The following is a 25,891-nucleotide window of genomic DNA, read 5'->3' as shown; positions in this document are numbered from 1 at the left end:
TCCATGCCCCGCCACAACACCGCCTTCCTGTTCGACCTCGATGGCACCCTGGTCGACAGCGTCTACCAGCACGTGCTGGCGTGGAAGGAAGCGCTGGATCGCGAGGGCGTGGAACTGTCGGTGTGGCGGATCCACCGCAAGATCGGCATGAGCGGCGGCCTGTTCGCGCACATCCTGCTGCGCGAGACCGGGCTGGCGATCACCGAGGAGCGTCTCGACCGCCTGCGCCAGTGGCATGCCGAGGCGTTCAACCGGCAGCACGCACAGGGTTCGGTGCGGCCGCTGCCCGGCGCGCGCGAGCTGCTGGATTACCTCACCGCACAGGGCATCCCGTGGGCGATCGCCACCAGTGGGCGGATGGAGACCGCCGCACCCAACCTGGCGGCGCTCGGCGTCGACCCGTCGAAGGTGCCGGTGGTGACGCGCGACCAGGTGCGCCACGCCAAACCCGACCCCGACCTGTTCCTCGCCGCCGCGGTGCAGCTGGGCGTGGACATCCGGCAATCGCTGGTGATCGGCGACAGCGTGTGGGACATGCTCGCTGCGCAACGTGCGCACGCGCTCGGCGTGGGTCTGCTCTCCGGCGGCTACGGCCACGCCGAGCTGCAGCAGTCCGGCGCGTTCCGCGTGTACGACGACCCGGCTGGCCTGCTGTGGCACCTCGACGAGGTAGCCGCGCGCGACTGAACCACCCCGCTGAACCGCACCGCCGCGCATCATGAAAACTTAATCACCGCTGCGCATGCCCGCGGTAGGCTCGTGGCCAACTGTCCACGGAGCCTTCCATGCGCCGCCTCGTCGCCAGCCTGCCGCTTGCCCTGCTGCTTGCCCTGCTCCTTGCCGCCTGTTCGCCCTCGCCGGCACCACCGCCATCCGGCGCCGCCGGCCAGTCCGCCCCAGCCAACGCGGCACTGGGCTCGCCCGAATGGTATGCATGGGTCGACCGCTCGCTGCAGATCGCCGACGACGGCCCCAGCCACGGCTCAGATGCATGGAACCGGGCGGTGCAGGCCAAGCTGGGCCAGGAAGCGCCGCAATCACAACCCGGCTCGCCGCAGTGGCAGCAGTCGGTGGACGCGCTGCTGCGCACGCGTCTGCGGCCATCGTCCTGAGGCAGGCGGCTCAGTCCGGCGCCAGCAGCGCGTCCAGGTCGCCCTCGTCGAAGCTGAGCCTCTCGCGGCTGCCGCCGCCTTCGAGCACCGCCGCGGCCAGTTCGGCCTTGCGCTCCTTCAGCTGCTCGATGCGTTCCTCCACCGTGCCGGAGGTGATCAGGCGGAACACGAACACCGGCTTGTCCTGGCCGATGCGGTGCGCGCGGTCGCTGGCCTGCGCCTCGGCGGCGGGGTTCCACCACGGGTCGTAGTGGATCACGGTGTCGGCGGCGGTGAGGTTGAGACCCACCCCGCCGGCCTTCAGCGAGAGCAGGAACAACGGCACCTCGCCGTTCTGGAAACGCTGCACCGGCTCGGCGCGGTCGCGGGTGTCGCCGGTCAGGGTGACGTAGCGGATGCGCCGGCGGTCCAGCTCGGCGGCGATCAGCTTCAGCATGCCGGTGAACTGCGAGAACAGCAGCACCTTGCGCCCTTCGTCGAGCAGCGCCGGCAGCATGTCCATCAGCAGCTCGAACTTGGCCGACTCGTGCACGCCGCGCGCGGCTTCCAGTTTCACCAGCCGCGGATCGCAGCAGACCTGGCGCAATTTCAGCAGCGCGTCCAGCACCACGATGCCGGAGTGCGCGATGCCACGCTGCGCGATCACCTCGCGCAGTTCTTCCGCCAGCGACAGCCGCAGGCCTTCGTAGAGGTCGCGCTGGCGGCCTTCCAGCACCACGCGGCGGGTGATCTCGGTCTTCGGCGGCAGCTCCCTGGCCACCTGCGCCTTGGTCCGGCGCAGGATGAACGGCGCGATGCGTAGGTTCAGCCGCTGCTGGCATTCCTCGTCGTGCTGCTTCTCGATCGGGAGACGATAGAAGCGGCGGAACGCGCCTTCGTCGCCGAGCAGCCCGGGCACCGCCAGGTCGAGCTGCGACCACAGCTCGCCGAGGTGGTTCTCCAGCGGCGTGCCGGTAAGACAGACGTAGCGCGACGTGCGCAGGCTGAGCAGCGCGCGCCGCGCCTGCGTGCGCGGGTTCTTCACCTGTTGCGCCTCGTCCAGCACGATCAGCGCGAACGGCTGCCTGCGCAGCGCGACCACGTCGCGCGGCAGCAGCGCATAGCTGGTCAGCACGATGTCCTGCGCGCCCAGCTGGGCGAACTCCTCGGCCCGCTGCGGCCCGTGCAGGGTCAGCACGCGCAGCATCGGCGCGAAGCGTGCGATCTCCGCCTGCCAGTTCGGGATCAGGCTGGTCGGCACCACCACCAGCGCGGGCTGGCCCAGTGCGCCGCCCTGCTTCAGCGCCAGCAGGTGGGTGATCAGCTGCAGCGTTTTGCCCAGGCCCATGTCGTCGGCCAGCACGCCGCCGACGCCGGCTTCGGCCAGCGCGTTGAGCCAGCGCAGGCCTTCGCGCTGGTACGGGCGCAGCTCGACGGTGAGCCCGTCGGGCACCGCGTCGCTGGCGCGCTCGGCGGCGTCGCGCAGGCGCGCGGCGAAACCGAGCAGCGGCTCGGCCGCCTCCAGCGTGCCGTTGCCGGGCATCGCCGCAACGAGTTCCTCCAGCCGGCCGGCCTGCACGCGCGGCAGGTGCAACCTGCGGCGCGGCTTCTCCAGGTACTCGGCCAGCGGTGCCAGCAGGCCGCGCAGTTCCTTCAGGCGCACCGGCACGCGCCGGCGCGCATCGACCGGCGCGTACCACACCGCGTCCTCCGGCTCGTTTGGCGCGGGCCGCAGGTTCAGCTGGTGCTCGGCCAGCGCCTGCGCCACCGCCGGCAGCAGGTTGTGGCGCTCGCCGTCCAGCTCGATGCCGATTTCCAGGTCGAAGGCGTGATCGTCGGTGTCTTCCACCGCGTGGCCATACCAGTGCACCGGACCTTCCAGCACCTCGAACGGGAAGCTCGGCGCATACTCGACCTGGAAATTTTCCACCTCGAGTTTCGGCCGCAACGCCAGCCAGCGTGCCGGCGTGTTGACCTCCAGTGCCCCGGCGTAGCCGGTGCCGGGGAACAGCCAGGCGTCGTCGGGCAGGGTTTCGGCCACGTCCCACGGCAAGCCCTCGGTGTCCACGCCGGGAGTGAGCCCGGCGCGTTCGAGCTGCTCCATAGCCGACAATTCCTCGGCACGGCGGCGGGTGATCTCGACCAGCTGGCCGTTGCGCACGCGCCGCACCAGCGGCTCACCGCCGCGCGCGGGCAGGCGTTCGCCGGCGTAGTCGAAGGCCAGCCGCGCGTAGCCCAGCGGCGGCGTGCCGGCGGCCAGCCGCACGTGCCGGGTCAGCGCGTGCAAGGTCAGCACGGGCTTGGGCGCCAGCGCCGAGCGGCGCACTTCATCGAACACCTGCGGCAATGGCACCCGCGTGGCCAGCCGGCTGCCGGCCAGGCGATTGCGCAGGCGGCGACCGTGCTCGTGCTTCAGCGGCGGCAGCTCCAGCCAGCGGGTTTCCTCGACCGCCGCGTCGAAGCGGCCCACGGCGGCGCGTTCGGCGTCGAGGTACCACAGCCCGTCGATGCGCAGCAGGCGCTGGTTGTGCGGCAGCACCGGCAGCAGGCGCTGGCTTCCGTCCGGTTCCAGCTGCCAGTGCCAGTTGAGCGGATGCGACTTGCCGCGCGACAGCCGCAGCCCGGCCAGGCCGCCGAGGAAGCACGGCGCGGTATCCAGGATCTCGGCCAGCAGGGTGTCGCCGACATGGCCGCCAAGTCGCGCATAGCTGCGGCCCTTGCGCACGCTCTGCGGCAGGCCGAGCATGGTCGCCGCCAGGCGTTGCTCGTGCGGCTCGAGCGGCGACTGCGCCAGGTGCCGGCTGTCCAGCGGCACCGGCCGCGCGTGGCGACCGTGCTCGACCACCGCCAGCAGCACCGGCGCCACGTCCAGCCGGGCGAACGCGGCGCCCTCCTCCGGCATCACTTCCAGAAAAAACCCCAGCACGCCATGCTCGTCGACCACGGCCGGCTTCGGCGCGGCCAGCAACCGCCGCCATGCCTGCGGCAGGGCTTCGTCATCGCCGGATGGCTCGATGGCGGCGTGGGGTTTCCCGTCCGGTTGCTGCATGCGCGTACGGTCCGTGGCGACAACCAAAACGTTGAGCTTAGCAGCGCGACGGCAGGATGCGACGGTCGCAAACGCGCCCGGGCACGCGGCGTGCGGCTTACGCGGTGCCGAACAGGCCGTGCGGGTATTCCGGCTTCTGCTCGCGCGCCATCAGCGCCTTGAGTCCGTCGGTCGGGGTGACCTCGCCATGCAGCACGGCGCGCACACCGGCGCTGATCGGCAGGTCGAGGCCGTGCTTGTCGGCCAGCCGCGCCACCTCGTCGGCGGTGAGGATGCTTTCCACCACCTGGCCGATCCGGCGTACCGCTTCGTCGATCGCCACGCCCTGGCCCAGCGCCAGGCCGAGCCGGCGGTTGCGCGAGAGGTCGCCGGTACAGGTCAGCACCAGGTCGCCCAGGCCGGACAGGCCGATCAGCGTCTCCGGCCGCGCGCCCAGGGCCACGCCCAGGCGCAGCATCTCGTTCATGCCGCGGGTGATCAGGCCGGCGCGGGCGTTCAGCCCCAGCTGCATGCCGTCGGCGATGCCGGTGGCCACCGCCAGCACGTTCTTCATGGCGCCGCCGAGCTCGGCGCCGAGCACGTCGCCGCCGGAATACGCACGCAGGTTCGGCGCGTGCAGCAGGGTGGCCAGCCGCTGTGCGAACGCCGCGTCGTCCGAATGCACGGTGACCGCGCTGGGCAGGCCGGCGGCGACTTCCTTGGCGAACGACGGGCCGGTGATCACCGCCGCGGCGCGACCCGGCAGCCGTTCGGCCACCAGCTCATGAAGAAAGCGACCGGTGCCGGGCTCGAAGCCCTTGGTCGCCCAGGCGATCGCGGTACCCGGGTCAAGCAGCGGCGCGATCTCGTCCAGCATCGAGGCGAACGCATGGCTGGGCACCACGATCAGCACGATGCCGGCGCCGCGCACGGCGGCGGCCAGGTCGGCTTCGTAGGTGAGCTCTGGCGGCAACTCGGCGTCCGGCAGGTAGCGCTGGTTGCGGCGGCTGGCGGCCATCGTCGCCAGCGCCGCGCGGTCGCGCCCCCACAGCGTGGTCGGCACGCCGTTGCGGACGGCCAGCGCCGCCAGCGCGGTTCCCCAGGAGCCGGCCCCAAGGACGGTCAGCTTCGGGTTTTCGGCCATCGGCACGGCTCAGCTGTTGAGCGTGGCCGGAGCGTCGTCGCCGCCCATCATGCGGCGCTGCTGCTCGGCGAACAGCGCATCGAAGTTGATCGGCTGCAGCAGGAACGGCGGGAAGCCGCCTTCGAGCACCAGTGAGGAGATCACCTGGCGGGCATACGGGAACAGCAGGTTCGGGCAGTAGCTGCCGATGATCCCGGCGTGGTCCATCTCGCTGAAGCCGGCAATACCGAACAGGCCGGCCTGCTCCACCTCGGCGAGGTAGGCGGTACGCTGGCCGACGGTGCAGGTCAAAGTGAGGCTGAGCACCACTTCGTACAGGTCGTTGCCGAGGTCGGTCGCCTTCTGGCCCAGGTTCAGCTGCACCTGCGGCTGGTCCTTCTCGTCGAGCTCCTGGAAGATCTGCGGCGCATTCGGCGCTTCGAAGGACACATCCTTCACGTAGATCTTCTGCATCACCAGCTGCGGCTGACTGGCCTGGCCGTTGGCCTGGTCGTTGGTGATCTCTTGTGCCATCGGGGGTTCCTCGGGTCTGGGTCGTGTGTACAAAAGAGGCTGATTGTTCCATACATCCCCGCGGTACGCACGCCGGCCGACGCCAGCGGAACCCCGCAAGATTGCGCCGGGGCTGATTTTTCTGCGAGAATACGCGGCTCGCCTCTGTCGGCCCGGTGTTTCCGGGCGGTCCGCCACGCGGTACGGACCCCACGATCATGCGTTGCGACAACTCCAGCATCGCGTGGCGCATGGCGCCGCTGGGCCGATCGCACCCTGGCCAACGGGTGTCCAAGAACAATTACGGAGGCAAGTCATGGCCCGTGTATGTCAAGTCACCGGCAAGGGTGCGCAGAGCGGCAACAACGTCTCGCACGCCAACAACCGGACCCGTCGTCGCTGGTTGCCGAACCTGCATGAGCGTCGTTTCTGGGTGCCCAGCGAGAACCGCTGGATCAAGCTGCGCGTTTCCAACAATGCCCTGCGCACGATCGACAAGAATGGCATCGAGGCCGTGATTGCCGAGATGCGCGCCCGCGGCGAAAAGGTCTAAGGAGATCCGTCATGGCCAAGACTGCAAACGACAAGATCCGCATGATCTCCTCGGCCGGTACCGGCCACTTCTACACCACGCAGAAGAACAAGAAGAACACGCCGGAAAAGTTCGAGTTCAAGAAGTATGACCCGGTCGTGCGCAAGCACGTGATCTACAAGGAAGGCAAGATCAAGTGACGTTCTGACCCGCTCGCGCTCCGCGCGAGCGGCTCTGTCAGAACGTCATCCCTGCGAAGGCAGGGATCGCTTTTGCTTTTGCTTCCTCTGCAACAGCGACATTGATGCCTCACGGAAAACCCGCCCTTGTGGCGGGTTTTCTTTTGCCCACCTGTCGGGATGACCATCCTGCCCAACCATCCTTCGTCCGCCCGAATCCCAAAAAACAAAACCCGCCGGAAGGCGGGTTTTGCCGGAACCGTTGCGGCGGCCGCTCACACCGCCGCGACGCTGTAGCCCTTGAGCCGCTGCGCAAACTCCTGCAGGGCGCGGATGCCACTTTCCTCGGCCTCGCGAATCCACTGCTGCAGGCCCTTCAGCGCCTGCTCGGCGCCACGCTGTTCCATCAGCGCCGCCAGGCGGGTGCGGAACTCGCACACGGTCTTCAGCGTCGGGCGCTTGACCAGCACGGCCTGCATGCGGTCGCGGCCCTCGTTGTCCAGCCAGCGGCCGCCGTCGGCCAGCGCGCGGCGCATGCGGCGTGGCACCGCCTTGATGTTCTCGCCAGCGTGGGCCGCTTCGTCGCGCAGGGTGGGGACGATCACGTTGCGGTAGTAGTCGGTCATCGCCTGGAAGCGGTGGGTGAGCACGGCCTTCAGCGTGTCGGCGTCGGGCAGGCGCACGTTCGGGCGCACGTCCAGCGTGGGCGCCACGCGCAGCACCTTGGCCAGACCCACCTTCTGCAGCGCGCAGATCACCACCCAGCCGATGTCGAACTCCCACTTGCGCAGGGCGAACTTGGCCGAGCTGGGGAAGGCGTGGTGGTTGTTGTGCAGCTCCTCGCCGCCGATCCAGAAGGCCCACGGGATCAGGTTGGTGGCGGTGTCGGCGCTCTCGAAGTTGCGGTAGCCCCACCAGTGGCCGATGCCGTTGACGAAGCCGGCGGCCCAGAACGGGATCCAGATCATCTGCACCGCCCACAACGCGGCGCCGATCACGCCGAACAGCGCCAGGCTGATCACCAGCATCAGCGCCGGGCCCCAGTACGGGTGGCCGGTGTAGAGCTTGCGCTCCAGCCAGTCGTCCGGGGTGCCGCGGCCGTACTTCTCCAGGTCTTCCTTCACGTAGCTGGCGTCGCGGTACAGCGACACGCCGTCCCAGAACACCTTCTTGATGCCGTAGATCTGCGGGCTGTGCGGATCCTCCGCGGTCTCCACCTTGGCGTGGTGCTTGCGGTGCACCGCCACCCACTCGCGGGTGACCATGCCGGTGGTGAGCCAGCCCCAGAAGCGGAAAAAGTGCTGCACGATCGGGTGCAGATCCACGCCGCGGTGGGTCTGGCAGCGGTGGTAGTAGATCGTCACCGTGAAGATGGTGAGCTGGGTGACCACCAGCATGTAGACGAGGATCTGGCCCCAACTGGCATGGGCGAGACCGTCGTTCAGGAAATTCAGTACAGCGTCGAGCATGGAAAGCACCGGGTGAGGGATGGAGGCAGTGTAGATCGGGGGTTTCCATACCCGCCAGCACGGCGAACCACGAATCATAGCAGTCGGTCAAGAGCCGGACGCTAAGGTGACGTTAGCCATGTCCGTGGTGTGCGCCTGTTGTTTAACGATGGGGGCGCCGTGACAATCACGCAATGACTCCGCCCATTTCCGATTCACCCCGCGTCGTCCTTCGACTGGACCGGATCAGCCGCCGCCGCGCCGGTCGCGCTGCCGTGCAGGATCTCAGCCTGGAGCTGCAAGCCGGCCAGGTGATGGGCCTGCTGGGCGTGAACGGCGCCGGCAAATCGACCACCTTGTCGATGATCGCCGGCGCGCTGCGCCCCGACAGCGGCGGCATCGAGCTGAACGGCGAGGATTTCCTGGAACAGCCGGAACTGGCCCGCACGCAGATCGGCTGGCTGCCGGAACGCGCGCCGGTGTGGGCCGAGCTGAGCGTCGAAGAGCATCTCGACGCGCATGGCCGCTTGCGTGGATTGAACGGCGCCGCGCTGCGCCAGGCGCGCAGCGCGATCATCGAGCGGCTGGAACTGCAGCCGTTGGCCCGGCGCCTGGCCGGCGTGCTGTCGCAGGGCCAGCGCCAGCGCCTCGGCTTGGCCTGCGCGCTGCTGCATCGGCCGCCGCTGCTGGTGCTGGACGAGCCGGCCAACGCGCTCGACCCGGTGCAGGTCGCCGCGCTGCGCACGCTGATCCGCGAGCAGGCCGCGGCCGGCACTTCGGTGATCCTGTCCACCCACCTGCTGCCCGAAGTCACCGCAGTGTGCGATCGCGTGGCGATCCTGCACGAGGGCACGCTGCGCCACGATGGCCCGGTGCTGGCCGATGACCACGCCGCGCTGGAAAAAACCTTCTTCGGCATCGCGATGAACGGCGGCACCGCACCGGCGCGCGCCGCATGAGCCACGCCTTCACGAACACCGTCGCGGTGACGCGACTGGAGTGGCGCCGGCTGCTGGTGCGCCCGCTGGCCTGGGTGCTAGCCGCGCTGACCCTGGCCTGGCTGGCGTGGAACTTCACCCTGCTGCTGGGCGGTTTCCTGGCCGGACAGATCCGGCGTGCCGCGCTGCCGGACGGCCCCGGCTTCATCGACCTGGTCGGCGTGCCGCTGCTGGCCCAGCTGGCCCAGCTGGCGTTCCTGGTGGTGCCGCTGCTCACCATGTCGACGCTCGCCGGCGAGCGCCGCAACGGCACCCTGCCGCTGCTGTTCGCCGCGGGCGTGCCGGCCTGGCGCATCGTGCTGGGCAAGTACCTGGCGGTGCTGGGCTGGCTGCTGCTGTGGCTGGCACTGACCCTGGCGATGCCGCTGGCGCTGATGCACGCCACCCACTTCGACTGGGGCAAGCTGGCCGCTGCCACGCTGGGCCTGGCGCTGATGCTGGCGGCGCTGGCCGCGGTCGGCGTGGCCTGTTCGAGTTTTGCCTCGCATCCGGCACTGGCCGCCGCCGCCGCGCTGGTGATCGCGCTGGCGCTGTGGAGCGTGAACCAGGGCGCGCAGATGGCGGGCGTCGACGGCGGTGCAATCAACTGGCTGGCGATGAGCACGCACCTGCAGCCGCTGCTGCGTGGCCTGGTCTCGAGCGCCGACCTCGTCTGGTTCGCGCTGCTGATCGTGCTGGCGCTGGCGCTGGCCGCACGCCAGCTCGACGCTGAGCGGGAGCGCGGCTGATGCGCCATCTATTCAGACGTCTGGACGGCTGGCTGTTCGCGCTGCTGCTGGTGCTCGCCGTCGCGGCGATCGGCTACCTCAGCACGCGCTATGCGCACCAGGCCGACTGGACCGCGAACGGCCGCACCAGCCTGTCGCCGGAAAGCCGCGCGGTGCTGGCTCGCTTCGAAGGCCCGGTGGAGATCACCACCTACGCCAATCCACAGGGCAACCTGCGCCAGACCGTGGCCGGCTTCCTGCAGCGCTATCAGGCGGTGAAGCCGGATCTGGCTCTGCGTTTCGTCGATCCGCAGCTGGACCCGGCGAAGATGCGCGAGCTGGGCATCACCGTCGACGGCGCGTTGATCCTGCACTACAAGGACCGCGAGCAGCGGCTGGACGAGCTGTCCGAGCGCAGCCTCACCAACGCGCTGGAACGGCTGCTGCGCGGCGGCGACCGCATCGTGGCCTTCGTCACCGGCGACGGCGAACGGCGGGCCGACGGCCAGGCCAACGCTGACCTCGGCACCTTCATCACCCAGCTGGAAGCGCGCGGCATGCGCGCGGTGCCGCTGAACTTCGCGCAGGTGACCGCGGTGCCCGAGCACACCGACCTGGTGGTGCTGGCCAGCCCCAGCCTGGCGCTGCCGCCGGGCGCGGTGCAGGCGCTGGTCGCCTACGTGCAGAACGGCGGTAACCTGTTGTGGCTGAGCGAGCCGTCGAACGATGACCTCGGCCTCGCTCCGCTGGCCGCCGCGCTCGGCGTGCGCGTGCTGCCGGGCGTGCTGGTCGATGGTGGCGGTGCCGCGCTGGGCTTGGGCGACCCGCGCCTGATCGCGCTGGGCAGCTACCCGCCGCAGGCCATCACGCGCGGCTTCACGCTGACCACGCTGTTCCCGCAGGCGTCCGCGCTGGCGCAGCTGAGCCAGGGCGCCTGGGCGGTGAAGCCGTTCCTGCGCTCAGGCGCGCAGAGCTGGACCGAGTTCCAGCCGATCGACAACGCCAAGCCCTCGGACATCCGTTACGACGCCGACGCCGGCGAACTGAAGGGTCCGCTGGACTTCGGCTTCGCGCTGAGCCGGCTGTCGCCCAGCCCGGACAAGAGCGAGCAGCGCGCGGTGGTGATCGGCGATGGCGACTTCCTCTCCAACAGCTTCCTCGGCAACGGCGGCAACCGCGCGCTGGGCGAGCGCGTGTTCGACTGGCTGCTCGGCGACGACAAGCTGGTCGAGCTGCCGCCACGCGGCGCGCCGGACCGGCTGCTGGATATCTCGCAAACCGGCTTGAACGCACTGAGCATCGGTTTCCTGGTCGCGCTGCCGCTGTTGCTGCTGCTCGCCGGCGGCCTGATCGCGTGGCGTCGGCGGCGGCGCTGAGCAATGAAGCGCACCACCCGCCAGCGTCTGTGGCTGTTGCTCGCCGTGTTCGCACTGCTGCTGCTCGCCGGCTGGCAGTGGCAGCGTGACGCACGCACCGCCACCGGCAACCTCACCGCGCTCGATCCCACCCTCATCACGCACATCGCAGTCACCTTGCCCGGCGCGCCCGCCGAACACTACGAGAAGCGCAGCGGCCACTGGTGGCGCGTTGACGGCGCGCCCGCGCGGGCCGTCGATGCGCGGCTCAACGATCTCGCCGACACTGCCGCCGCGCCCGTTCTGCGCTGGCGGCCGGCCAGCGACTTCGAACCGGCGAAGATCGGGCTGGCGCCGCCGCGCGCCGTGTTGCAACTGGACGGCCAAATGCTGGAATTCGGCGAAGTGTCAGTCACCGGCCCGCAGCACTACGTACGGGTGGGTCAGCGGGTTGCGCTGGTATCGTCGCGCTACGTGCCGCGCTCGCCGGCGACGGCGACCACGGAGCTGCATTGAGAGGTTGTGCATTTTCAACCTCGAAGCCCGGCCATGGATGGCCGGACGAGGATCGGGCACGCCAGTGCCTGATTCGCGTGAGCGAGTCCGGACATGTGCCGGACTCGCGACAGAAGACAATCACAGGAAGTGGTTTTCTTCACATGTACTGAATCGCGGGATCACGCCTTGCCCGAACTGCCCGAAGTCGAAACCACCCGCCGCGGCATCGCGCCGTACGTGGTCGGCCGCCGCGTCACCGGCGTGCTGCTGCGCCGGCCCAACCTGCGCTGGCCGATCCCGCCGGAAATCACGGCACTCCTGCCCGGCCAGCGCATCGACGCGGTCGAGCGCCGCGCGAAATACCTGCTGCTGCACACCGAAGCCGGCAGCGCACTGCTGCACCTGGGCATGACCGGCGTGCTGCGCGTGCTGCCGCCTGACGCGCCGGTCGGCAGGCACGACCACGTCGACATCGCGCTGGAGCGCACGAGCACGCAGGCGCCGCGCATCCTGCGCTTCACCGATCCGCGCCGCTTCGGCTGCCTGCTGTGGCAGCCGCCCGGCACCATCCACGAGCGGCTCGCCAGGCTCGGCCCCGAACCACTCACCGACGCGTTCGATGGCGACCTGCTGTGGCGGCGCTCGCGTGGCCGCACGGCAGCGGTGAAGTTGTTCCTGATGGACAACGCCATCGTCGTCGGCGTAGGCAACATCTACGCCAGCGAGGCACTGTTCCGCGCCGGCGTCGACCCGCGCAAGCCGGCCGGCAGCATCTCGCGTGCACGCTACGCACGACTCGCCGCGGAAGTGAAACACCTGCTGGCCTGGGCCATCGAACGCGGTGGTACCACCCTGCGCGACTTCCTCGCCCCCGACGGCGCGCCGGGCTACTTTTTCCGCGAACTGATGGTCTACGGCCGCACCGGCGAGCCTTGCCGCGTTTGCGGCACGCCGATCCGGCAGGTCACGCTGGGGCAGCGCTCCACGTTCTGGTGTCCACGCTGCCAGCGATGACGCACAGCGGCGCTGGTCATTCATCGTTCCCCTGAGGAAACGGACTAGCCACGAACCGCCAACTACCCAGGTCGCGCGACGAACCTAACATAGCGGTCGTGCATCGCGATGTTGCGCGTATGGGGCAGCGAGCTGGGAACCCGGCCGACCCGGCAACACAAGGTGGCCGGAAGTCGACTGTTTCCCGAATCACCCCTTCTTGCGCGCCGCGATTCCCATGCATCGAACCCACATGCCCGAGGAGTCACCATGAACAGCACCCTGATCGAAAAGCTCAAGCAACGCCGCACCCAGTACGCGCTGGGCAGGAACCTGTCGCTGGACAAGGAAGCCATCACCAGCCTGATCAAGGAAGCGATCCGGCACACGCCGTCGTCATTCAACGCGCAGACCTCGCGCGCGGTGATCCTGTTCGGCAAGCAGAGCGAGCAGTTCTGGGAGCTGACCAAGCAGGAACTGAAGAAGATCGTGCCGGCCGAGGCGTTCGCCAACACCGCCGCCAAGCTGGACGGCTTCGCCGCCGGTGTCGGCACCGTGCTGTTCTACGAGGACCAGTCGGTGGTGAAGGGCCTGCAAGAGCAGTTCGCGCTGTACGCGGACAACTTCCCGATCTGGTCCGAACAGGGCAGCGGCATGGCCCAGTTCGCCGTGTGGCTGGCGCTGACCGAGGCCGGCGTGGGCGCCAGCCTGCAGCACTACAACCCGGTGACGGACGAGGCGACCCGCCAGGAATGGAACGTGCCCGCGTCGTGGAAGCTGCGCGCGCAGATGCCGTTCGGTTCGCACGAGGGCGGCTTCGGCGAGAAGGCCTTCATGGACGACGCGCAGCGCTTCATCATCAAGGGCTGAGCCGGCATCCGATCATGCTCGGCCGAAGGGCGACACGGTTGTGTCGCCCTTCATCGTGGTGGCGGCCGCTGCTTTCCGGCAAGCGCGATGGCAGCGCCAGCAACCTTCATCCCGCCCAGCGGAACTCGACGTGGGTGTTGTTGAACTCGGGGTCGTCGAGGCTGCCGCCCGGCTGGGCCACCAGGCCGCCAGGGATGCCGTCGACGTCGAGCTGCTGGCCGGCACTGAAGTGCGCGCCCAGCGACAACAGCTCCACCAGCTTTTCGCACAGCATGCCGGCGCGGTCGAGGTCGCGCTCGGGCACGTTGCGCAGGCTGAGGTCGGGGCGGCCGAACTTGCGCATGCCGCGGGTGTGCACCCAGGAGCGGTCGCCGCCCTCGTCGCTGCGCAGGATCAGCACGTGGTTGCGCGGCGGCGCGCCATCCTTGACCAGGTAGTGGCGACGCCAATGGTCGGCGGTGAACAAGGTGAGGATCTGCGGGTCGAGGATCGCCGTGCCGCCCACGTCGAGCATGCCGGCCAGCACGCCCAGCGTGTCGCGCAGGTAGTCGAGGCTGGCGGCGTCCTTCAACACGCCGCGCACCACCAGCACCTCGGGCGCGATGCGCGCAGCCTCGTACGCCTCGGGCGTGTCCTCCTTGATCAGCCCACCCAGCGCGCCGTTCAGCGGATAGCCCTCCCACTGGCGCAACACGGCGTTCTGGAAGCGCTGGATCTCCACGCCCGCGGGTAGGCCGGGACTGCCGTAGCGCAGCGAGGGGATGCGCAACTCCGGCTCGAACTTGCCGAACACGTAGAACTGCAGCACCACCTCGTCTTCGCCGGGCTGCCAGTACGGCCGCGGCCAGCTGGCGGGGGGAGTGGCTTCGCTCATGCGGATTCCTTGGTGGATCGGTTCATTCACGCTCGCCCAGCGGCAGCACGGTTTGCTGCAGCTCAATGCGACCGGTGCCCTCGCTGATCTTCTTGAACTCGGCGCGGCTCACCGAGACATAGCGTTCGTTGCCGCCGATCTCAACCTGCGGCCCGTCGGTGACGGCGCGGCCGTGCTCGTCCACGCGCACCACCATGGTCGCCTTGCGCCCGGTGTGGCAGATCGTCTTGATCTCCTGCAGCTCGTCGGCCCAGGCCAGCAGATAGCGGCTGCCCTCGAACAGCTCGCCGCGGAAGTCGGTGCGCAGGCCGTAGGCCAGCACCGGGATGCCCAGCCGATCGACCACGTCGCTGGCCTGCCACACCTGCGCCTTGGTCAGAAACTGCGCCTCGTCGACGAACACACAGTGCAGCGGACCGCGCGCGGCGATGTCGGCCTCCACCAGCGCCAGCAGGTCCTCGTCGCCGGGAAAGCGTCGCGCGTTCGCCTTCAGGCCGATGCGCGAGGCCACCATGCCCTCGCCAAAACGGTCGTCCAGCGCCGGGGTGAGGATCAGCGTACGCATGCCACGCTCGTGGTAGTTGTACGCGCTCTGCAGCAGCGTGGTGGTCTTGCCGGCGTTCATCGCCGAGTAATAGAAATAGAGCTTGGCCATTGGGAGCCGGAAATAGGGAGTAGGGAATAGGGAATGGCAAGAGCTGCGCCGTGGCCCAGCTGTGCTCCCCAGTTTCTCACGGACGTCCGCCCGCGAGAGCGGTGGCTTTTCCTATTCCCTACTCCCCACTCCCTATTCCCGGCCCAAAGACGCGCGCGCCTGGGCCAGCCGATAACGGCGCTCGGCGCGGCTGCGGCGCCAGTCGTGCAAGACGCCGATGGCGTGAACCAGCTTGAACAGCTGCAGCCGCCACAACACCTTCGGCGTGTCGAACAGGTCGCCGGCCAGCATCGAGATCACCGCCTGTTCCAGCTGCCAGGTGTTGCGCGGCGAGCGCAGCATCTGCCGCATCACCGGCGAGTTGAAGCGATGGATAAAGAACGCGAAGCGTGCCATGCCCTTGCGCTGGCGCCGCTCCAGCCGGCGCAGCAGGGCCCGTTCGCACCGTGGCTCGCGCAACGCCGCATCGACCAGCTCGGCGGCCCGCTCCGCACCGTCCATCGCCAGATATACGCCGGAGGAAAACACCGGATCGAGGAAGGCGAACGCATCGCCCACCAGCACCCAGCCCGGCCCGCCCATGCGGGTCGCGTCGTAAGAGTAGTTGCCGGTGACATGCACTTCGTCGCCGATCAGCCCGGCCCGCTCGACGCGCTGCCACAGCGCCGGATTGAGTTTCAGCGTGTCGAACAGGAACTCCAGCGTGCGGCCCCTGCGCTGCTTCAGGTAATCCGGCCGACACACCGCGCCCACGCTCATCACCCCGTCGGGCAGCGGGATCATCCACATCCAGCCCTGCGCGAAGCGGTAGATGCTGACGTTGCCGGCGTCCTCGCCGTCGCGGCGGTCGGCGCCGCGGAAATGGCCGAAGATCGCCGCGCTCTGGTGCTGGCGACTGCGGCGCCGCAACTTCATCTTCGTCGCCAGCAGCGCGTCGCGACCGCTGGCGTCCACCACGTAACGCGCCCGGATCGCGTAGTCGCGACCGTCGTCGGTGCGCACCTCCAGCCGGCTCTCGCGCGGGCCGCGCTGCTCCACCCGCAGCACCTCGTGCCCTTCGCGCGCCTCGGCGCCACACTCGCGCGCATGCTGGTACAGCATCCGGTCGAAATCCTGCCGCCACACCTGGTACGCATGCGGCGGGCTCTGCCCGATCGCGCGGGAGAACGCGTAGACGTTGTAGCCGCACGCGTCGTCCGTCTCGAAATCCGCGCCGCGCTTGAACACCCCCAGCTCGCGCACCTTGTCCAGCACGCCCAGCCGCTCGAACACCGGCAGGTTCATCGGCAGCAGCGACTCGCCGATGTGGAAGCGCGGGTGGTGTGCCTTCTCCAGTGCGATCACCTTGTAGCCGCGGCGCGCCAGCAGGGTGGCCGCGGTACTGCCACCGGGGCCGCCGCCGATCACCGCCACGTCGCACTGCTCGACTTCCGGTTCCGCCATGCCGTTCCCCACCCATTGCCACCCGACGGATTATGGCCGAAACCGGCGGGTGCAACCGGGGCGCTCTGCTACCATCGGTCGCCGCCTTACGCCTCGCTCCGATCCATGCTCAATCCGCAACAACTGGCCGCCGTCGAACACTGCGATACCCCGCTGCTGGTGCTGGCGGGCGCGGGTTCCGGCAAGACCAGCGTGATCACGCAGAAGATCGCCTGGCTGATCCAGCGCCGCAAGCTGGCCGCCTCGAAAATCGCCGCGATCACCTTCACCAACAAGGCCGCGCGCGAGATGCGCGAGCGCGTGGCGAAGCTGGTCAGCAGCGAGGACGCCGCCGCGCTTACGGTGAGCACGTTCCACGCGCTGGGGCTGAAGTTCCTGCAGATCGAGCACGCGCGCGCCGGCCTGCGCCGCGGCTTCTCGGTGCTGGACGCGGACGACAGCGGGGGCATCGTGAAGGAGCTGGCGCCGAAGGGCGCCAAGCCCGACGTGCTGTTCGGCCTGCGCAACCTGCTCGGCCGAGCCAAGAACGGCGGATTGTCGCCGGAGGAGGCGCTGGCCGCCGCGCGCAGCCCGCGCGAGCTGGAGGCGGCGACGATCTACGAGCTGTACCAGGCGCGCCTGGCCGCGTTCAACGCGGTGGATTTCGACGACCTGATCCGGTTGCCGCTGCGCATCCTCGAAAGCGACACCGAATGCCGCGACGCCTGGCGCGAGCGCCTGCGCTACCTGCTGGTGGACGAATACCAGGACACCAACGACGCGCAGTACCGTCTGCTGAAAGTGCTGACCGGCGAGCGCGGCGGCATCACCTGCGTGGGTGACGACGACCAGTCGATCTACGCCTGGCGTGGCGCCAACCCGGAAAACATCGACCAGCTCGGCCGCGACTGGCCGAACCTGCGCGTGATCAAGCTGGAACAGAACTACCGCTGCGGCAAGCGCATCCTGCGCGCAGCGAACGCGCTGATTGCGCACAACCCGCACCTGCATGAAAAGAAGCTGTGGAGCGAGCATCCGGAAGGCGCGCCGATCCGCGTACTGGAGTGCAAGGAGGCCGAGCACGAGGCCGAGAAGATCGCCGCGATCGCCACCACCCTGGCCGAGAAGCACAAGGCGCGCTGGGACGACATGGCGATCCTCTACCGCGGCAACTTCCAGGCGCGCCCGCTGGAAAAGGCGCTGCGCCTGGCACGCATCCCGTACCACCTTACCGGCGCCTTGAGCTTCCTCGACCGCGCCGAGGTGAAGGACGTGCTGTGCTACCTGCGCTTGCTCGCCAACCCCAGCGACGACGCCGCCTTCCTGCGCGTGGTGAACGTGCCGAAGCGCGAGATCGGCGCGACCACACTGGAGAAACTCGGCCAGCTCGCGCAGTCGCGCCACTCGTCCCTGCTCGACGCCACCCGCAGCGACGGCGTGCTGCGCCAGCTCACGCCGCGCCCGGCCGCGGCGCTGGCCGCGTTCTCCGACCTGCTGGACGAACTGCGCAGCGCCTCGCTGCACGAGAGCGCGGCCGACCTGGTCGAACGCATCCTCAAGCGCACCGGCTACGCGGCCCAGCTCGCCGCGTCCACGCCCGACGCTGGCGTGCGCGAACGCAAGCTGGGCAACCTGCAGGAACTGGCCGACTGGTTCCGCGCGATGCAAAAGGGCAACAGCGCCGGCGATCTGGCCGCGCAGCTTGCGCTGCTCAGCCACGCCGACCGCGACGAGCCGGGCAATGCGGTGCGCATGATGACCCTGCACGCGGCCAAGGGCCTTGAGTTCCGCTTCGTCTTCATCGTCGGCTGCGAGGACGGCACGCTGCCGCACGAGGGCGCGCTGGACGAAGGCCGCGTCGACGAGGAACGCCGGCTGATGTACGTGGGCATCACCCGCGCCAAGGAGCTGTTGACGCTGTCGTGGTCGGCGCAGACGAAACGCTACGGCGACATCCATCGCAACCAGCCCAGCCGCTTCCTGCACGAGCTGCCGCAGGTCGACCTGCACTGGCAGGGCAAGGACCCGGAAGCAGACAAGGAAGTGACCCGCGAGACCGCCGAGTCGCACATGGCACGGATCAAGGCGATGCTGGCCGGCGGCTGATTGGCGCGGGATTCGGAGGCATCGCCCGCCAGCGGACACCTGCCACCGATGCGCGCTTTTGTAGGAGCGCACCCTGTGCGCGATGCTCTTGGCTCCGTTCGACATCAGAGCATCGCGCACAGGATGCGCTCCTACAGCAGGCCCTCGGCCTCCAGCTCGCTCTTCAGGTACGCGTAGTAGATCGGCGCGGCGATCACCCCGGGCAGGCCGAACATGGCTTCCATAAGCAGCATGGCCACCAGCAGCTCCCATGCGCGGGCACGGATCTGGGTGCCGACGATGCGTGCGTTGAGGAAGTACTCCAGCTTGTGGATCAGCACCAGGAACGCCAGCGCGGCAATGCCCATGCCAAGCGACACCGACAACCCGGCCACGGTGATCGCGGTGTTGGAGATCAGGTTGCCGACCACCGGCAGCAGGCCCACCACGAAGGTCACCACCACCAGCGTCTTGGCCAGCGGCACGTGGATGCCCATCAGCGGCAGCAGGGCGAGCAGGAAGACCGCGGTGAACAAGGTGTTGATCAGCGAGATCTTGATCTGCGCGAACACGATGTTGTGGAACGCCTCGGCCAGCCGCTGGCAGCGCAGGCTCAGCGTCGCTGCCAGCGGGCCCATCTGGTGCGCCGGGCGGGTGCGGCTCAACGCCACGATCGCGCCCAGCACCAGGCCGATCAGGATGTGCACGAACACCCGCACCGCGCCCTTGCCCGCCAGCTGCAGGGTGCCGGCGTGCTTGCGCGCCAGCTCGATCGCGCCCACGCGCAGGTCGTCGACGCTGTCGGGAAGACTGTTCACCAGCGCGGCCGGCAACTGCTGGCGCGCCTTCTCCACCAGCGGCATCAACTGCTCCTGCCACAGCAGCTGCGGGTTGCCGACTTCGGTGTGGAACAGGCTGATCGCGCCGAGGATCAGCAGGATCAACAGGCCCACCACCACCGCGCCGATCAGTGCGACCACCACCACCCGCGCACGGTCGCCGGGGATGCGCCGGCCCAGCAGCGGCACCATCGTCTGCACCAGCTCGAACACCAGCAGGCCGGCCAGCAGCGCGGGCAGCAGGTGGATCTTCACGACCAGCAACAGCGCCGCGGCCGCCAGCAGGTAACTCGCGTAGCGGACGACCGTCGAAGGCGGGCGCAGGGCGGGCAAGCTGGAGTCCATGTGAAACGATACCGTGGGAAGCGGGAGCGCCAGTCTGTCAGCAGCCCGCGATGGCTGCCAGCCCTGCCATGGGGCTGTCGTAAACTGCGTTCATTGTTTCGCTTCGATATATTTCCAGGGAACGCCTTCATGCCGTTGCGTCTTTCCGCGTCGCTGCTCGCGCTCGCCCTGCTGGCCGGCTGCGCCAGCGCTCCCCGCCATCCTGCGGCCGTGGCGACGCCCGCTGCGCCGGCCCCGGCGGCAACCGCGGTCGGCGTCGCCGCCAACGACAACCTCAACGCGGTGGCATGGAGCCAGACCGCGATCGAGCACGACCTGATCTACCTGCAGACCTATCGCGACGCCCAGACGCGCCTGCTGGCCGCCATGAAGGACCGCCAGTGGGACGCGCTGGCCAAGGACGACCGCGTGGCGCCGGCCGGCGGCCTCAAGCCGGCAGTGGTGCTGGACATCGACGAGACCGTACTGGACAACTCGCCGTATCAGGCGCGCCTGGTCCGCAGCGCCGGCGAATACAACGAGGCGGACTGGGCCGAATGGTGCAGGCAGGAAAGCGCCAGGGCGCTTCCCGGCGTGGTCGAGTTCACCCGGTTCGCCGCCAAACACGACATCGCCGTGCTCTACGTGTCCAACCGCGCCAAGGACCTGGACCAGGTCACCCTGGCCAACTTGCGCAAGGTCGGCCTGCCGGTCTCCGGCCCGGAAGCGTTCCTCGGCCTGGGCACCTTCGTCGAGGGCTGCGAGCAGATCGGCACCGAGAAAGGCTGCCGACGCCAGCTGATCAGCCGCAAGTACCGTGTGCTGATGCAGTTCGGCGACCAGATCGGCGACTTCGTGACGGTGCTGGCGAACAACGCCGCCGGTCGCCAGCGGGCGATGGCGCCGTACCTGGACTGGATCGGCTCGCGCTGGTTCGTGTTGCCGAACACGACCTACGGTTCATGGGAGCCGGCGCTGTTCAACAACGACTGGTCCGCACCGCTGGAGCAGCGACGCCGGCAGAAGATCGATGCGCTGCGCTACGAGTAGTCGAAATATCTTTTATAAACATGCAATTATCATGCAATGCAAAAGTATTGCCTCAACTTTAACGAGCGAGTAATATTTGACCCGCCAACACCTGCTGACCAAGATCTCTGCAGGCAAGGCCATTTCCCTTCCGGCTCCGCCGGATTTCCCCGCGAGGCCAACGCCCGCGGGGTTTTCTTTTCCGGCCCCGCGAAAACTTGCGCCGCGCCCTTGTTTCGCGGCCGCCGTGGCCCTTACCCTGCGCGCTCACCCGCCCCGTGGCGCCCGCTCTGCCACCATCCACCGCGAGACGCCGATGCGACTTCGCCATGCGATGCCGATGCTGCTTGCCGTGTTGCTGCTGGGCGCCTGCCACAGCAAGGACGAGGCCGCGCAAGCCAACGGCAGCACGCCGCAGGCGGCGCTGCAGACCTCGATCGACCTGCTCAAGGCCGGCGACTTCGACCGGTTGTGGAAGCACGCGCTGCCGCCGGCCGACTACGCCAACCTGCGCGCCGACTGGCGCCTGCAGCAGCGCGATGCGCAGCCGACCAGCGCCGAGGACCGCGCCCGCCTCGACCAGTCCATGCGCAAGCTCACCGGCCCGGACGCCGAGAACCGGCTGTACGCCGAGCTGCAACCGAAGCTGGCCGCGATGGAGCTGCAGTACCACGACCAGCTGCCGGTACTGATCAGCATGGGCGAGGCCATGCTGAAAAGCGCCATCGCGCAGAGCCGCACGCTCAGCGACGTGCAGAAAACCCAGCTCGACGGCGCGCTCGACGCGCTGCTGCCGTGGGCGCAGCAGACGCCGTGGTTCGACCAGGCCCGGGCGAAGCAGGCGCTCGGCGTGGCCGTGGCGACGGCGCGCCAGCTGGACCTGAAGGACCCCGACCAGCTGCACGCGATGGATTTTGACGCCAGCATGGCCAAGTACGCCGTCGCCTGGGGCGGCCTCAAGCGGTTGCTGGCGATCTATGGCCTGTCGGTGGACGACACGCTCGACTCCGTGCGGCTCACCCCGCTCTCCAGCACGGCTGGCCACGCGATGGTCAGGGCCGACTACACCCTGCTCGGCCAGCCGCTGTCGGCCGAAACGGCGCTGGTGCGGGAGAACGGCCGCTGGTACAGCGAGGACCTGCTGCACAACGCGCGCCGCTCGCACCGCCAGCTGCAACAGCAGCCGGCACCAGCCACCGCCGCCAGCGCCGTTGCGAAAGACTGAACGACGCAGCCGTTAGAATGGACGGATGCACATGACTACCGCCGCGGACTCCCCCGCCCGCCCTCGCGCCCCCTGGTGGTTCAACCTGGCCGGCCAGCTGCTGCAGCCATGGGTGCGCATCCGCCGCGACCCGGCCGAGCCTGCCGCCCTGCTGCAGGCCGGCGTGCCGGTCTGCTACGTGATCGAGCGCGATGGTTTTTCCGACGCGCTGATCCTGCAGCGCGCCTGTCGCGAGGCCGGCCTGCCCAACCCGATGCAGCCACTGGCCGGGACCCGCCGGCGCCGCTCGGTGTTCGCGCTGGCGCGGCGCGACGGCAGTCTGCTCGGCCGCAACCGCAAGCGCAATCCGAACGAGGCGCTGCGGCAGCTGGTGCACTCGCTGGAGGGTCTGCCCGACAGCGACATCCAGATCATGCCGGTATCCATCTACGTGGGCCGCGCGCCCAGCCGCGACAGTGGCTGGTTCCGTGTGCTGTTCTCGGAAAACTGGGTGATGGTGGGCCGCTTCCGCCGCATGCTGGCGCTGCTGCTGAACGGGCGCGACACAGTGGTGCACTTCTCCACGCCGGTGTCGCTGCGCCAGACCCTGGACGAATCGGGCGGGATCACCCCGGAGCGTTTTGCACGCAAGGTCTCGCGGGTGCTGCGCACCCACTTCCACCGCATCCGCGCCGCGGTGATCGGGCCGGACCTGTCGCACAAGCGCACGGTGGTCGACGCGGTGCTGAACGCCGAGCCGGTGCGTGCGGCGATCGCCGCCACCGCGGCGAAGGAGAAGATCAGCCACGCCAAGGCCTGGCGCAAGGCGCACAAGCTGGTGCTGGAGATCGCCGCCGACTACTCGCACCCGGTGGTGCGCTCGGCCTCGTTCCTGCTGTCCAATTTCTGGAACAAGCTGTACGACGGCATCGCCATGCACCACTTCGACAAGGCCCGGGCCGCCGCGCCAGGCCACGAGGTGATCTACGTGCCCTGCCACCGCAGCCACGCCGACTACCTGCTGATGAGCTACCAGTTGCACGTCTCCGGCGTGGTGGTGCCGCACATCGCGGCAGGGGTGAACCTGGACCTGCCCTTGATCGGGCCGATCCTGCGTCGCGGCGGCGCGTTCTTCCTGCGCCGCAGTTTCCGCGGCAACGCGTTGTACTCGGTGGTGTTCAACGAGTACGTGGCGCAGCTGATCGACCGCGGCGTGCCGATGGAATACTTCATCGAGGGCGGCCGCTCGCGCACCGGGCGGCTGCTGGCGCCGCGCGCCGGCATGCTGGCGATGACCATCCGCGCCTTCCTGCGCGCGCCGCGCCGGCCGGTGCTGTTCCAGCCGGTGTACATCGGCTACGAGAAGCTGATGGAAGGCAAGAGCTACATCGGCGAGCTGTCCGGCCAGCCGAAGGAGAAGGAATCGCTGCTCGGCCTGCTCAAGGGACTCAAGGTGCTGCGCCAGCGCTACGGCCACGTGGCGCTGAATTTCGGTGAACCGATCGAGCTGACCCCACTGCTGGACGCGGCCAGCGACCACTGGCGCAGCGCCGGCACCGACCCCGAGGCGAAGCCGGAATGGCTGGGCGCGGTGACCGACCGCCTCGCCGAGCAGATCCAGGTCAACATCAACCGCGCCGCCGACGTCAACCCGATCAACCTGCTGGCGCTGGCCCTGCTGGCCACGCCGAAGCACGCGATGGCCGAGAGCGACCTGCTGACCCAGCTCGACCTGGGCAAGGCGATGCTGGAGGAGCTGCCGTACTCGGACCGCATCACGCTGACCCCGATGAACCCGGCCGCGATCATCGCCTATGGCGAGCAGATGGGCTGGATCCAGCGCGTGCAGCACCCGCTCGGCGACGTGCTCACCGCCACCGGCGAGCGCGCAGTGCTGCTCAGCTACTTCCGCAACAACGTGCTGCACCTCACCGCCACTGCGGCATGGGTGGCGTGCTGCTTCCTCAACAACCGGCGCATGTCGCGCTCGTCGATCCTGCGGCTGGGCCGCATCATCTATCCGTTCATCCAGGGCGAGCTGTTCCTGCCGTGGGACGGCGACGGCTTCGTCGCGCAGTTGCAGGCCACCATTGACTTCTTCGTGCGCCGCGGCCTGCTCGAAGCGGTCAGCGACGGCCGCGTGCTGGAACGCAGCCCCGGCCAGGACGACGGCGCGTTCCAGCTCAGGGTGATCGCGCGCAGCCTGATCCAGGCTTTCGAACGCTACTACATCACCATCGCCGCGCTGGTCAAGAACGGCCCGCACACGCTGACCGGCGCCGAGCTGGAGAACGCCTGCTCGCTCACCGCGCAGCGACTGTCCCTGCTCAACGAGCTGACCGCACCGGAGTTCTTCGACAAGGCGCTGTTCCGCGGCTTCATCCAGAAGCTGCGCGAGCGGCGCATCGTGTGGACCGATGACGCCGGCAAGCTCGACTACGACGCCTCGCTGGAAGGCATGGTGCGCGACGCGCGGGTGATCCTCTCGCGCGAGGTGCGCCACTCGATCCTGAAGATCACCCCCGGCGGCGACAAGGAGCCGGCGGCGGGCGATCCGGCCGTCGCCCCCGACGCACTGCCCGCCGACGCCGCGGCGACGGACCTGCACCGGCGCCACGTCGTCGCCGAACAGCGCGAGCACGAGCGGCGCAGCGGCAGCGATCGCCGCCTGCCCGACGCCACCGGGCCGGCGCCCCCGCACCGCGACGCCGCCGAGTAGGATGGCCGCACTGCCACCGGGGGACCCACCGATGTCCATGCCTCGCCTGCTGCTCGTCGTCGCCGTCTCGTGCCTTCCGCTCGCCGCCGGCGCCGATGCGCCGGCCCGCGACGATGCCGGCAGCCAGCGGATCAACCTGATCGAATGCGCGCGCCTGCTGGATCCCGCCGCCGGCAGGATGCTGGGCCAGACCACCCTGGTCATCGAGGATGGCCGGATCAAGGAGATCCACCCCGGCGCCATCGACATCGAACCGTACCGCAAGGCGGCCGGCACCCTGCGCGTGGTCCGGCTGCCGGACGCCACCTGCATGCCGGGGCTGATCGACTCGCATACGCACCTGACCATGCAGTTCAGCAGGGACTCCTACAGCGACAAGTTCCGCCTCAACCCGGCCGACCATGCGATCCGCGGCACCGTCTACGCGAAGCGCACCCTGCTGGCCGGCTTCACCACGGTGCGCAACCTCGGCGACGACGACAATGCGTCGATCGCCTTGCGCAATGCGGTCAACGCCGGCCTGGTGCCCGGCCCGCACATCTTCACTACCGGCAAGCCCCTCGGCACCACCGGCGGCCACGCCGATCCGAGCAACGGCTTCCGCTGGGACCTGCAAGGTGATCCCGGCCCGAAGGACGGCATCATCGACTCGCCCGCCGAGGCGTGGAAAGCCGTGCGCCAGCACTACAAGGACGGCGCCGACCTGATCAAGATCATGCCCTCCGGCGGCGTGCTGGACGAAAGCTCCAGCTCCGGCAACCCGCAGATGACGCTGGAGGAGATCGAGGCCGTGGTTGCCGCCGCGCACGACTACGGCTTCACCGTGGCTGCCCACGCGCATGGCGCCGAGGCAATCCGTCGCGCCGTGCTCGGCGGGGTGGACTCGATCGAGCACGGCACCTTCATGGACGCGCCGGACATGAAGTTGATGAAGGAACACGGCACCTGGTACGTGCCCACCATCATCGCCGGCCAGTACGTGATGGAAAAGGCGAAGCAGGGCTGGTATCCGCCGCAGGTCGCACGCAAGGCCGAGGAAGTCGGCCCGGTGATCCTGGACACCGCCGGCAAGGCGTACAAGGCCGGCGTGAAGATCGCCTTCGGCACCGACGCCGGCGTCTACCCGCACGGCGACAACGCCAGGGAATTCGTCTACATGGTGCAGGCGGGCATGCCGTCGATGTTCGTGCTGCAGGCCGCCACCACCCACGCCGCCGAACTGCTGCACAAGTCCGACCAGCTCGGCCGCATCGCGGTGGGCCGCGGCGCCGACGTGATCGCCGTGCCGGGCAATCCGCTGGACGACATCACCGTCATGCAGCACGTCAGCTTCGTGATGAAGGATGGCGTGGTCTACAAGCAGGACGGCAAGCCCGCGATCTGACGTGCAGGAGCCCGCTCGCGG

At 69.0% G+C, this 25,891-nt stretch carries 23 protein-coding genes; 15 read left to right on the top strand and 8 right to left on the bottom strand.

All coding sequences use genetic code 11. The annotated features are described in order from the left end of the window. The first annotated feature begins 3 nt into the window (after positions 1–3). A complete protein-coding gene (locus UUA_RS15420; RefSeq protein ID WP_008438523.1) occupies positions 4–687 on the top strand; it encodes an HAD family hydrolase in 684 nt (227 codons plus the stop codon). A 98-nt stretch (positions 688–785) separates the two neighbouring features. Beyond that, positions 786–1,112 carry a hypothetical protein gene (locus UUA_RS15415; protein WP_008438522.1) on the top strand — a complete coding sequence of 109 codons (327 nt, stop codon included), beginning with the start codon at positions 786–788 and terminating at the stop codon, positions 1,110–1,112. 10 nt (positions 1,113–1,122) lie between these two features. On the opposite strand, the gene UUA_RS15410 is transcribed toward UUA_RS15415, so the two are convergent. From UUA_RS15410 to secB, 3 genes are all read right to left on the bottom strand, one after another. Then, on the bottom strand, positions 1,123–4,140 hold the full coding sequence (locus tag UUA_RS15410; RefSeq protein WP_008438521.1) for a DEAD/DEAH box helicase: 3,018 nt from the start codon (positions 4,138–4,140) through the stop codon (positions 1,123–1,125). Between the two features lie 97 nt (positions 4,141–4,237). After that, on the bottom strand, positions 4,238–5,263 hold the full coding sequence (locus tag UUA_RS15405) for an NAD(P)H-dependent glycerol-3-phosphate dehydrogenase (protein ID WP_008438520.1): 1,026 nt from the start codon (positions 5,261–5,263) through the stop codon (positions 4,238–4,240). A 9-nt stretch (positions 5,264–5,272) separates the two neighbouring features. Beyond that, positions 5,273–5,776, bottom strand: coding sequence for a protein-export chaperone SecB (gene secB, locus UUA_RS15400; protein ID WP_008438519.1), 504 nt, complete (start codon positions 5,774–5,776; stop codon positions 5,273–5,275). Between the two features lie 295 nt (positions 5,777–6,071). On the opposite strand from secB, the gene rpmB reads away from it, so the two are divergent. Both rpmB and rpmG read left to right on the top strand, forming a co-directional pair. Then, a complete protein-coding gene (gene rpmB / locus UUA_RS15395) occupies positions 6,072–6,308 on the top strand; it encodes a 50S ribosomal protein L28 (protein WP_008438513.1) in 237 nt (78 codons plus the stop codon). 11 nt (positions 6,309–6,319) lie between these two features. Beyond that, complete coding sequence (gene rpmG, locus UUA_RS15390) at positions 6,320–6,487, top strand: 50S ribosomal protein L33 (RefSeq protein WP_008438511.1); 168 nt, start codon at positions 6,320–6,322, stop codon at positions 6,485–6,487. 254 nt (positions 6,488–6,741) lie between these two features. Here the strand turns inward: rpmG and UUA_RS15385 are convergent, their stop codons facing one another. After that, a complete protein-coding gene (locus UUA_RS15385; protein WP_008438497.1) occupies positions 6,742–7,935 on the bottom strand; it encodes a DesA family fatty acid desaturase in 1,194 nt (397 codons plus the stop codon). Positions 7,936–8,108: 173 nt separating this feature from the next. Here UUA_RS15385 and UUA_RS15380 point away from each other — a divergent pair, with 173 nt between their 5' ends. From UUA_RS15380 to UUA_RS15355, 6 genes are all read left to right on the top strand, one after another. Continuing rightward, positions 8,109–8,873 (top strand): ABC transporter ATP-binding protein, encoded by a 765-nt coding sequence (locus tag UUA_RS15380; protein ID WP_008438496.1) that lies wholly within the window; start codon positions 8,109–8,111, stop codon positions 8,871–8,873. Continuing rightward, positions 8,870–9,640, top strand: a complete 771-nt coding sequence (locus UUA_RS15375; protein WP_008438495.1) for an ABC transporter permease — start codon at positions 8,870–8,872, stop codon at positions 9,638–9,640. Before UUA_RS15380 ends, UUA_RS15375 begins: the two co-directional genes overlap by 4 nt. Next, positions 9,640–10,995, top strand: a complete 1,356-nt coding sequence (locus UUA_RS15370; RefSeq protein WP_008438494.1) for a GldG family protein — start codon at positions 9,640–9,642, stop codon at positions 10,993–10,995. Before UUA_RS15375 ends, UUA_RS15370 begins: the two co-directional genes overlap by 1 nt. 3 nt (positions 10,996–10,998) lie before the next feature. Further along, positions 10,999–11,490, top strand: coding sequence for a hypothetical protein (locus UUA_RS15365; protein WP_008438493.1), 492 nt, complete (start codon positions 10,999–11,001; stop codon positions 11,488–11,490). Positions 11,491–11,658: 168 nt separating this feature from the next. Then, complete coding sequence (gene mutM, locus UUA_RS15360) at positions 11,659–12,486, top strand: bifunctional DNA-formamidopyrimidine glycosylase/DNA-(apurinic or apyrimidinic site) lyase (RefSeq protein WP_008438492.1); 828 nt, start codon at positions 11,659–11,661, stop codon at positions 12,484–12,486. 249 nt (positions 12,487–12,735) lie between these two features. After that, entirely contained in the window at positions 12,736–13,335 is a 600-nt protein-coding gene (locus UUA_RS15355) for a nitroreductase family protein (protein WP_008438491.1), read from the top strand. A gap of 106 nt (positions 13,336–13,441) precedes the next feature. Here the strand turns inward: UUA_RS15355 and UUA_RS15350 are convergent, their stop codons facing one another. The 3 genes from UUA_RS15350 to UUA_RS15340 all read right to left on the bottom strand — a co-directional run bounded on the left by UUA_RS15350 (position 13,442) and on the right by UUA_RS15340 (position 16,307). Next, entirely contained in the window at positions 13,442–14,209 is a 768-nt protein-coding gene (locus tag UUA_RS15350) for a hypothetical protein (protein WP_008438490.1), read from the bottom strand. 22 nt (positions 14,210–14,231) lie between these two features. Further along, positions 14,232–14,864 (bottom strand): thymidine kinase, encoded by a 633-nt coding sequence (locus UUA_RS15345; RefSeq protein ID WP_008438488.1) that lies wholly within the window; start codon positions 14,862–14,864, stop codon positions 14,232–14,234. Between the two features lie 132 nt (positions 14,865–14,996). After that, positions 14,997–16,307 (bottom strand): NAD(P)/FAD-dependent oxidoreductase, encoded by a 1,311-nt coding sequence (locus tag UUA_RS15340; protein ID WP_008438486.1) that lies wholly within the window; start codon positions 16,305–16,307, stop codon positions 14,997–14,999. A 105-nt stretch (positions 16,308–16,412) separates the two neighbouring features. On the opposite strand from UUA_RS15340, the gene UUA_RS15335 reads away from it, so the two are divergent. Then, positions 16,413–18,392 carry a UvrD-helicase domain-containing protein gene (locus UUA_RS15335; protein ID WP_008438484.1) on the top strand — a complete coding sequence of 660 codons (1,980 nt, stop codon included), beginning with the start codon at positions 16,413–16,415 and terminating at the stop codon, positions 18,390–18,392. Positions 18,393–18,523: 131 nt separating this feature from the next. Here the strand turns inward: UUA_RS15335 and UUA_RS15330 are convergent, their stop codons facing one another. Beyond that, positions 18,524–19,555, bottom strand: a complete 1,032-nt coding sequence (locus tag UUA_RS15330) for an AI-2E family transporter (protein ID WP_008438483.1) — start codon at positions 19,553–19,555, stop codon at positions 18,524–18,526. A gap of 129 nt (positions 19,556–19,684) precedes the next feature. Here UUA_RS15330 and UUA_RS15325 point away from each other — a divergent pair, with 129 nt between their 5' ends. The 4 genes from UUA_RS15325 to UUA_RS15310 all read left to right on the top strand — a co-directional run bounded on the left by UUA_RS15325 (position 19,685) and on the right by UUA_RS15310 (position 25,870). After that, the gene (locus UUA_RS15325) at positions 19,685–20,584 is read left to right on the top strand and encodes a 5'-nucleotidase, lipoprotein e(P4) family (RefSeq protein ID WP_008438480.1); all 900 of its coding nucleotides are present in this window, start codon (positions 19,685–19,687) and stop codon (positions 20,582–20,584) included. Positions 20,585–20,879: 295 nt separating this feature from the next. Then, positions 20,880–21,788, top strand: a complete 909-nt coding sequence (locus UUA_RS15320; RefSeq protein WP_039954238.1) for a hypothetical protein — start codon at positions 20,880–20,882, stop codon at positions 21,786–21,788. Between the two features lie 31 nt (positions 21,789–21,819). Next, positions 21,820–24,486: a glycerol-3-phosphate 1-O-acyltransferase PlsB gene (gene plsB, locus UUA_RS15315; protein ID WP_008438477.1), complete on the top strand. Its 2,667-nt coding sequence runs from the start codon at positions 21,820–21,822 to the stop codon at positions 24,484–24,486. Between the two features lie 31 nt (positions 24,487–24,517). After that, the gene (locus UUA_RS15310; RefSeq protein ID WP_008438476.1) at positions 24,518–25,870 is read left to right on the top strand and encodes a metal-dependent hydrolase family protein; all 1,353 of its coding nucleotides are present in this window, start codon (positions 24,518–24,520) and stop codon (positions 25,868–25,870) included. Positions 25,871–25,891 lie beyond the last annotated feature (21 nt).

This window comes from Rhodanobacter thiooxydans LCS2 (genome assembly GCF_000264375.1).
Taxonomy (GTDB): domain Bacteria; phylum Pseudomonadota; class Gammaproteobacteria; order Xanthomonadales; family Rhodanobacteraceae; genus Rhodanobacter; species Rhodanobacter thiooxydans.
The sequence above is the reverse complement of the archived record's forward strand: the minus strand, read 5'-3'. Positions and strand labels throughout refer to the sequence as shown.

Excerpts from the sequence above, each read along its gene's own strand:
- UUA_RS15330 (WP_008438483.1), bottom strand. The coding sequence starts at position 19,555 with ATGGACTCCAGCTTGCCCGCCCTGCGCCCGCCTTCGACGGTCGTCCGC.
- UUA_RS15410 (WP_008438521.1), bottom strand. The coding sequence starts at position 4,140 with ATGCAGCAACCGGACGGGAAACCCCACGCCGCCATCGAGCCATCCGGC.
- UUA_RS15380 (WP_008438496.1), top strand. The coding sequence starts at position 8,109 with ATGACTCCGCCCATTTCCGATTCACCCCGCGTCGTCCTTCGACTGGAC.
- plsB (WP_008438477.1), top strand. The coding sequence starts at position 21,820 with ATGACTACCGCCGCGGACTCCCCCGCCCGCCCTCGCGCCCCCTGGTGG.
- UUA_RS15385 (WP_008438497.1), bottom strand. The coding sequence starts at position 7,935 with ATGCTCGACGCTGTACTGAATTTCCTGAACGACGGTCTCGCCCATGCC.
- UUA_RS15350 (WP_008438490.1), bottom strand. The coding sequence starts at position 14,209 with ATGAGCGAAGCCACTCCCCCCGCCAGCTGGCCGCGGCCGTACTGGCAG.
- UUA_RS15325 (WP_008438480.1), top strand. The coding sequence starts at position 19,685 with ATGCCGTTGCGTCTTTCCGCGTCGCTGCTCGCGCTCGCCCTGCTGGCC.
- UUA_RS15335 (WP_008438484.1), top strand. The coding sequence starts at position 16,413 with ATGCTCAATCCGCAACAACTGGCCGCCGTCGAACACTGCGATACCCCG.
- UUA_RS15415 (WP_008438522.1), top strand. The coding sequence starts at position 786 with ATGCGCCGCCTCGTCGCCAGCCTGCCGCTTGCCCTGCTGCTTGCCCTG.
- rpmB (WP_008438513.1), top strand. The coding sequence starts at position 6,072 with ATGGCCCGTGTATGTCAAGTCACCGGCAAGGGTGCGCAGAGCGGCAAC.
- UUA_RS15370 (WP_008438494.1), top strand. The coding sequence starts at position 9,640 with ATGCGCCATCTATTCAGACGTCTGGACGGCTGGCTGTTCGCGCTGCTG.
- secB (WP_008438519.1), bottom strand. The coding sequence starts at position 5,776 with ATGGCACAAGAGATCACCAACGACCAGGCCAACGGCCAGGCCAGTCAG.
- UUA_RS15310 (WP_008438476.1), top strand. The coding sequence starts at position 24,518 with ATGTCCATGCCTCGCCTGCTGCTCGTCGTCGCCGTCTCGTGCCTTCCG.
- UUA_RS15365 (WP_008438493.1), top strand. The coding sequence starts at position 10,999 with ATGAAGCGCACCACCCGCCAGCGTCTGTGGCTGTTGCTCGCCGTGTTC.
- UUA_RS15355 (WP_008438491.1), top strand. The coding sequence starts at position 12,736 with ATGAACAGCACCCTGATCGAAAAGCTCAAGCAACGCCGCACCCAGTAC.
- UUA_RS15340 (WP_008438486.1), bottom strand. The coding sequence starts at position 16,307 with ATGGCGGAACCGGAAGTCGAGCAGTGCGACGTGGCGGTGATCGGCGGC.
- UUA_RS15375 (WP_008438495.1), top strand. The coding sequence starts at position 8,870 with ATGAGCCACGCCTTCACGAACACCGTCGCGGTGACGCGACTGGAGTGG.
- UUA_RS15405 (WP_008438520.1), bottom strand. The coding sequence starts at position 5,263 with ATGGCCGAAAACCCGAAGCTGACCGTCCTTGGGGCCGGCTCCTGGGGA.
- rpmG (WP_008438511.1), top strand. The coding sequence starts at position 6,320 with ATGGCCAAGACTGCAAACGACAAGATCCGCATGATCTCCTCGGCCGGT.
- UUA_RS15345 (WP_008438488.1), bottom strand. The coding sequence starts at position 14,864 with ATGGCCAAGCTCTATTTCTATTACTCGGCGATGAACGCCGGCAAGACC.
- UUA_RS15420 (WP_008438523.1), top strand. The coding sequence starts at position 4 with ATGCCCCGCCACAACACCGCCTTCCTGTTCGACCTCGATGGCACCCTG.
- UUA_RS15320 (WP_039954238.1), top strand. The coding sequence starts at position 20,880 with ATGCGACTTCGCCATGCGATGCCGATGCTGCTTGCCGTGTTGCTGCTG.